General features: G+C 58.6%; 2 protein-coding genes and 1 pseudogene. 1 reads left to right on the top strand and 2 read right to left on the bottom strand.

Annotated elements, in window-relative coordinates; translation table 11 throughout:
* The first annotated feature begins 101 nt into the window (after positions 1 to 101).
* A complete protein-coding gene (gene galE / locus VAE48_RS03930; RefSeq protein ID WP_322792015.1) occupies positions 102 to 1,115 on the top strand; it encodes a UDP-glucose 4-epimerase GalE in 1,014 nt (337 codons plus the stop codon).
* A 631-nt stretch (positions 1,116 to 1,746) separates the two neighbouring features.
* Here galE and VAE48_RS03925 read toward each other — a convergent pair.
* Both VAE48_RS03925 and VAE48_RS03920 read right to left on the bottom strand, forming a co-directional pair.
* Positions 1,747 to 5,607, bottom strand: a complete 3,861-nt coding sequence (locus VAE48_RS03925; RefSeq protein WP_322792014.1) for a pre-peptidase C-terminal domain-containing protein — start codon at positions 5,605 to 5,607, stop codon at positions 1,747 to 1,749.
* 150 nt (positions 5,608 to 5,757) lie between these two features.
* Positions 5,758 to 5,958 (bottom strand): annotated as a pseudogene (locus tag VAE48_RS03920) (hypothetical protein); the annotation flags it as partial.

Below are 5,958 nucleotides of genomic sequence, written 5' to 3'. Positions count from 1 at the left end.
GCGCCTGCGATTTTGGGGGAGGCGGGAGGGGGACGAAACTCGAAAGTTGATGTAAAAATGATTTATCCCGAATTGACGTTAAAATATCTCCGGAGGACACCATGAAATTTTTGATTACCGGCGGCGCCGGCTATATTGGGAGTACCGTTGCTTCTGCTCTGCTGGATGCCGGACATACCCCTGTGATTCTGGATAACCTTTCGGTGGGCAAACGTGAGTTTGTCCGTGAGCGGGTTTTCTACGAGGGTGATATTGCCGATGAAGCCCTGCTGGAACGCATTTTTCTTGAACACCCCGATATTCAGGCAACCGTCCATTGCGCCGCGCTGATCATCGTGCCGGAGTCGGTTGAAAAACCGTATGAGTATTACCGAGAAAATGTTGCCAAATCGCTGGAATTATTCCGGGTACTGAACCGGCTGGGATGCCAGCGGGTTTTGTTCAGTTCCTCGGCATCCATTTACGATGATGTGCCGGGCTTCATGGTCACCGAGAATTCTCCGCTCAAACCGCGCAGCCCCTACGCGCGCACCAAGTACATGATGGAGATGATTTTGCGGGATTTCTGCGTCGCCTACGGCATGAAGGGCATTGCCCTGCGTTACTTCAATCCAATTGGGGCCGACCCCAAACTGCGCAGCGGTATCCATGTGCGTTACCCCTCGCTGGTGTTGGGCAAAATGGTAGATACCGTGCTGGGTAAACAGCCCTATTTTGAACTGACCGGCACCGACTGGCCGACCCGCGATGGCAGCGGCATCCGCGATTACATCCATGTGTGGGATCTGGCGGAAGCGCACCTCAAAGCGGTGCTGGAATTTGATGCCGTTTTTGAGCGGGCGGGCAACCCGCCCGACAACTATGTGGTGATTAACCTGGGCACCGGGCGCGGGGTGACGGTGCGCGAACTGGTGGCGGCTTTTGAGAAGGTGTATGGTCAGCCCCTGCCGCTGCGCGAGATGCCGCCGCGACCCGGCGATGTGGCCGGCGCTTATGCCAATGCCGATACGGCTGAAAGGCTGCTCGGCTGGAAGGCGCAGCGCTCAATTGAGGAAGGCATAGCCGATGCTCTGCGCTGGGGCAAGAAGCGCAAAGAAATCCTGGGGTACGATTAAAATCACATCCGTTGGGGATGAATCCCTTCCGAATCCAGTTTAGCCTCCCCCAAAATCGTATTTGCGATATAGGGGAGGCGCGGGAGGGGGCATTTTATCAGTACTGGTGAGTGTGCCTTAATTCTTGTTTGTGTCGCTGCACCCGGAACAACATTAGCAGTCCCATGTCCTTTTGAGCGAGCGCGGCGAGCGCGGCAATCTCCCGCACAGCCTTCGATAAGCAAGAGGGGAGATTCCTCGCTTCGCTCGGAATGACGTAAACCTTGATTATCCTGTTGAGCGAGCGCGGCCCTGTCCTGAGCCTCCCCCAAAATCGCTGGGCCGATTTTGGGGGAGGCAGGAGGGGGGACTTTCGCCAGCCCGATGCCTGTCCCTGCGCTGGAAAGCCCATGCTTTACAAAAAAAGGACTTATCGCCAGGACACAAAGACGCAAAGATTTCTTTTTCGCTTCTCTGTGTCTTTGCGCCTTTGCGTTGAACGAAATCGCCTCCGTAAGCAGGTGAGACATAAACAATCGGCGTTCTTTTGAACGATCGGAGCAAGCGCGGCAATTTCCCGCAGGAGGTTCATTGCGCTGCTGGTCGGGTTTTTGTGCTTATCCCGAACCTGCGCTAAAATACCGCCGCGTTGTCAACGATTGACCATCGGCAGGAACAGCTGGCGCGGTTCGCCGTACCAGATGCGGTAGCGCACATCATTGCCGAATAAACCGTCCTGCAGCGGGGCAGCCAGCAGGTAATAAGTGCCGCTGACGGGCGCGGTCCAGATGAACGTCAGGCTTTGCCCTAACTCTGCGGCGGAGCGTTCGCTGAGCAAATTGCCGGCGCTGTCATAAATGCCCATCTTGAGGGCCGCTCCGCCCGCTTGTGAAATGCCGAAGAACAGATAGGGCTTGCCCGCCTGAGCGTCGAAGCGCATCCAGTCGCGGTCGGCGGCCGGGCAAAGTTGTTGTTCCAGACCGGTTTCATACGGCAGGAAAATGGCGCCCGCACGCTGGTCATTGGCCGGTTCGTCGCTGCCGGCGGTGCAGCTAACCGGCAGGGTAGTTACCTGTCCACCGGCGGGCCAATCCTGCACATTACCGGCGCGGTCTACCGCGCGGATGCGGAATTCAACCTTTTGACCGGCCTGCCCAAGGAACCAGATGCTGCCGCTTTCGACGGTCGGTTTGACGTTCCAGTCCTGCCAGACGCCGTCGTTGATGCGATACTGAAATTCCACACGGCTGATGCCGGAAACATCATCCTGCGCGCTCCACGCCAGTCGTACGGCAGTCGAGCCGCTGGGGTTGGGCAGGCCGCCGCTCCACTGCGCGGTGGGTTTGCCGCCGTCAATTTGCAGGTTCAACCGCCAGTCGCCCCAGATTTGCCCGCTGGTGCTGCGCGCCTGAGCATAGATCGTTCCGCCCACCATTCCCCCGAACCCGGCCGGGTTGATGTTGATGCTCCAGCCATCGCTGCCGTTGGTGTCGCTGCCAATCAGCTGCCAGCTGCTGTTGGCGGCGTCCGGCGCGCGGTAGTAGAAATCCACCTGACTGATACCGCTGGCCTGGGCGTTGACCTCAACCCGCGCTTCAAACGGGCCTCCAGCAATCCAGTTTGAAGCCGGAATTATGAAACGCAGGTACGGCGAGGTGTTGAATTCCATCAGGCGCAGGACGTAGTAGTAATCCGCGCCGCCTGCACCGGGGTGATCCCAGGCCTTGACGCGCAGATAGTAGTTGCCGGTGTAAGGCAGGGTGATTTCGATGCGAGAGTCCTGATTCTGCTGGTAGACAATGTCGTCATTTTCGGTGATGATGCCGCCGCTGCTATCCAGCAGGTAGAGGTAGGGGTCCAACTGCGAGCCGATGGCTTTGGCGTTGACTTCAGCCCAAATGCTCTGCCCCTGAAAACCGAAGAACTGATAGTACATCTGGCTGCCGGGCACGCACAACGTTTCGCCGACCACGGTTTCGCCAATGTTGACCCAGCGGGCGGCGGACAGACTGGTGTTGGCCGGATTGACGGCACAACCGCCGGTGGGCTGGGTGTTCAGAATCTGGAAATTGTCAATTTCCCAGCCAACTCCTTGATTGTAGTTGTCGTCCAGTGTGTTGAAGTAAAAGCGGATGCGAATGGTGCGGCCCAGATACGGGCTGAGATCCATGTTGGGGGTGTTCAGCCAGGTATTGGCGGTGGGCGGGTCATGGTAAAACTGTCCCCAATCGGGCAGGTCGCTGAACGGTCCGCCATCCACCGAGATTTGCAGACGGCGCTGATCCCACCACTGTGCAGGTGATTCCGTCCGATAGCGGTAGTTGAAGTAGAGATAGGGGCTGCCGCTTTCCGGCAGGCGGATGGGCGGGGAAGTCAGGCTGCCCCGGCCGCTGTAGGAGCTGCCGTTGCCGTAGCGCCAGTGTGTACCGGTATGCTGCCAGCCGCCGGTGGCGTGCCAGTCGCCATTGTTGGTGTTCATGTTGTCGCTATAGGGTGCGGTTTTCAGGTTGTTGTTGGGCAGCGCGGCGCTGGTGACGGTGAAATTGACCCAGTCGGTGCGGTCGGCGCAATTGGCGCCGCTGGCGGCCACTCTGGTGCAGCCGCGTACCGAATAATTGCCGGGCGGCAGGCTGCCAATGGAAACGGCCGGGAAGGACAGGTTGTCATAACTCTGGTACAACTGCCCATCGCGGTTTAGGGTGAAACCGTAGCCGGTTGCCGAGGGTGAGGACATGAACAACGTGATCGAATCGGTTGCCGGTATGGATACGCCGCCGGTCGGATAGATGAGCGACGATGCGAGGCCGGTTGAACTGCGCAATTGTACTTTGAGAGAGGAGGCTGTCTTGGCGCCGATGGGATTGTCGGCCAGATTGGGATCATCCCGCTCGAAGGCTTCGGCGCGCCCGCCGTAACCGGTGTAGTCGTACAGCACGGCGCGCACGTTGCTGCCAACCCGGATAGACTGGGTGTTGTTGCTGCCGACGGGTGAGCCGCCGGTCGCCAGATCCGGCACACTGATATCGCCGTTCCACAGGTACTCGCGGCAGCTGCCCTCAAAATTCGGCTGGCTGTAAAGGATGATTTTGTTCTCCGTCAGTGTGCAGGTTGGGGCAGCCGCCGGGCAGTTGTACTTCTTCAGCACGGTGCGCAGCCCCTGCGGCTGGATGGTGACATTGCCGTGATTGTCCCAAACCCGCAGGGCAATATCCACCGGTCCGTTGGGGATACCGGCGGCGCACAAATTTGCCTCCACTGCAAAGGGGGTTTGGGTAAAGCCGCTGCCCACGTCTTTCCAGACTCCGTCCAACCCGCGGGCAATGATTTGAATGTTGGTTACCTGCTGGTCATCCCAGGCGGTGCCCGCCACCAGCACGGTGGGCGCGGTCACTTCTTCACCGGGCGCCGGTAGGTTCAACGAGCCGGCCGGCGGATTGGTGCCGATGTTGCCGGAGGTGTAGCGGTTGCCGGGGTTGCACTGATTGCCGTAGGCCGACCAGTTGGCGGCTTCGAAACAGGTGCGCGGGCGGCCGTCGTTGACTGCCACATCATCGAAGCGGATATCTACAGAAGTGCCCCAGTACGAATTGGGGTTGGTGTGGACGTGAAAGTGCAGGTGGCTGCCGCAGGTAGCGCCGGTGTTATCCACCAGCCCAAGGTATTCCCCCTGCTGAACAATGGCGCCGACAGTACGAAGCCGTTCCGGGATGCTGTTTTGGGCAAGATGCAGGTACAACTGATAAGTCCATGGGGTGGTGCTGCGGTCTTCCAGCACAATGTAATTGCCGACCGTGCCGTCACCCGGGCAGGCGGAAGGCGAGCGGGTGGGAATATCCCACTTGACCCGTTTGACAATCCCGCCCTTGGCGGCCAGAATGGACCAGTTTTGATTGGGGCTGTCCTCGGCAAAATCCCAGGCATAACGGCAGTCCACCCAGTTGGCGCAGGTGCTGTGGCTGACCGACTGCGAAACGCGGTGTGAAACACCGGCCGGCCAGGGCAGCTTGTAGCCGCGGTAAACGGTGGTGGTCAGGATGCTCTTATCCTCGCTGGGGGTCATGTACATCTGACGGACTTCATCGCTCAACAGGTCCTGCGGGACTTCCAGCAGGGTTTCTCCCCATTCATCATCAGCCTGCAGGGTTACATCCCACGCCTGAATGCCCTTTTGTCCCTCTGCAGGTGCGCTCAGCCGGGCGATGGCCAGCCCCGGCTCCCCTTCAATGAATTGACCGGTATCTGGATCCACAAAGGCAAACCAGATCAGCGCAAGGCTGCCATCCGCCGAGTATTCCACATCCACCACACGCGGTTCATACAGCAAGAACCCCAGCGATTGGATGCCGATTTGGTTAATCCGCTGATCCAGCGCAGACTGCAACTCAGGGGGCAGACTGCTGACCGGCTCGCCCGGCGGTTCGCTGGCGGCCAGCGCCGGATGAGAGGAGACCAGTACCACCAACAGACTGATCAGGACAAGGCCATTGAGAACAACAAAACGAGGGATTTTCATCGTACCTCCGCTGGGCTGAACAAAACCTTCATCTATCCCTGACCCTGTTAGGGTAACAAGGTTCGTGCCAGTGTGGGGATGAAATGCCCTTGCAAAAATGTTGGGCGGCGGGTTGAATATGGCGGCGGGCGGCGGGGCGTCAGGGGGTTGTTAATGGACGGTTTCGGGATTCGATAACTGGACGATTAATGTCTGCAAAGCGACTTGAAAATCTGCCTGGCCTGATTTTACCAGCCGGTCGGTTTCCAGCAGAAGCTTATAAGCGCTTTCCAGTTTTGTAAGGCTGAAGCGCTTTGCCTGACGGATCAGGTTTTCGGCGCTGAAGGTATGCACTTTGAGGTGTTTTGCGAG

The sequence above is a fragment of the Bellilinea sp. genome (genome assembly GCF_034432615.1).
Lineage (GTDB): Bacteria > Chloroflexota > Anaerolineae > Anaerolineales > Anaerolineaceae > Bellilinea.
Note: the sequence above shows the minus strand (reverse complement) of the source record. Positions and strands in the feature narration are given on the sequence as shown.

What these genes read in the sequence shown, in the direction of transcription:
- galE (WP_322792015.1), top strand. Translation starts at nt 102, where the DNA reads ATGAAATTTTTGATTACCGGCGGCGCCGGCTATATTGGGAGTACCGTT.
- VAE48_RS03925 (WP_322792014.1), bottom strand. Translation starts at nt 5,607, where the DNA reads ATGAAAATCCCTCGTTTTGTTGTTCTCAATGGCCTTGTCCTGATCAGT.